This is a genomic window from Roseomonas sp. TAS13 (assembly GCF_001950415.1).
Classification (GTDB): domain Bacteria; phylum Pseudomonadota; class Alphaproteobacteria; order Acetobacterales; family Acetobacteraceae; genus Roseomonas; species Roseomonas mucosa.
In genome coordinates this window covers 1-1,025 of record NZ_BDLP01000703.1, presented here as the reverse complement: position 1 = coordinate 1,025, position 1,025 = coordinate 1, and the positions used below count along the sequence as shown (strand labels likewise).

The 1,025-nt window shown below is 68.6% G+C and carries 1 protein-coding gene and 1 pseudogene; both read right to left on the bottom strand.

Features of this window, described 5'->3' with window-relative positions; genetic code table 11:
* On the bottom strand, positions 1-754 hold a 754-nt coding region (locus ROTAS13_RS24975; RefSeq protein WP_253187778.1), incomplete at its 3' end, for a DNA topoisomerase IB.
* Positions 755-838: 84 nt separating this feature from the next.
* A pseudogene (locus ROTAS13_RS28685) lies at positions 839-961 on the bottom strand (DNA topoisomerase IB); the annotation flags it as partial.
* Positions 962-1,025 lie beyond the last annotated feature (64 nt).

Below are 1,025 nucleotides of genomic sequence, written 5' to 3'. Positions count from 1 at the left end.
CGGTGGACCTGTGCGTAGATGTGATCAAGAGACAGGTCAGCAGGGCCAGCACCGCCGCCTCCTCCGGCCGCAGGTCCTCGATCCGGTCCCTCAGCTCCTGGCCCGCCTCCTCTGCCACCTCCAGGATCAGGTTGCCGGCGAGGTAGCCGTCCAGCAGGTCCGGGTGGACGTAGCATTTGCGGCACACGGTCGGCGTGTTGCCCAGGCGCCTGGCGACCCGCTCGATGGCCGCGCGGATGTTGCGCCGGCCCACCGCCTGGCTGTCGAAGCGCTCGAACTCCCGCAGGGCCAGCGCCGCCATCACCGTTCCAGCCCAGGTGCGGAAGTCCTTGGCCGTGATGTCCCGCCCGGTGATCTCCCGCAGGTAGTCGTTCACATCCTCGGACCGGATGGCATGTGCCTCCCCGTCCTCGTCCCGGTAGGCGAAGAGTTCCTGCCCCGGCAGATCCTGGCAGGCCCGGATCACCCGCGCGATCCGCCGGTCCCGCAGTCCGAGCTGCCAACGCTTGCCGCTCTTGCCCTTGAAGTCGAAGCGGATCTCGCCGCCGTCCAGCCTGACATGCCGGTTCCGCAGCGTGGTCAGGCCATAGGAGCCGTTCTGCGCGGCATAGTCCTCGTTGCCGACACGGATCAGCGTGTCCTCCAGCAGCCGCGTCACGGTCGCCAGCACCTTCTCCCTCGGCAGGCCCTTGCGCGCCATGTCCGACGCCACCCGCTTCCGGATCTCCGGCAGGCAGGCAGCGAACTCCATCATGTGCCCGTATTTCGCCGCATCCCGCGCTTCCCGCCATCCGGGGTGGTAGCGGTACTGCTTGCGGCCCCGCTCATCCCGGCCCGTGGCCTGGAGATGCCCGTTCGCCAGCGGGCAGATCCAGACGTCGCGATAGGCGGGCGGAATGGCCAGCGAACGGATGCGGGTGAGTTCCGCCTTGTCGCGCAGCGGATGCCCGTCCGGATCGCGATAGGCGAAGCCGCTGCCCGCCCTGTCTCTTGATCACATCTACGCACAGCTCCACCGTAAGGCG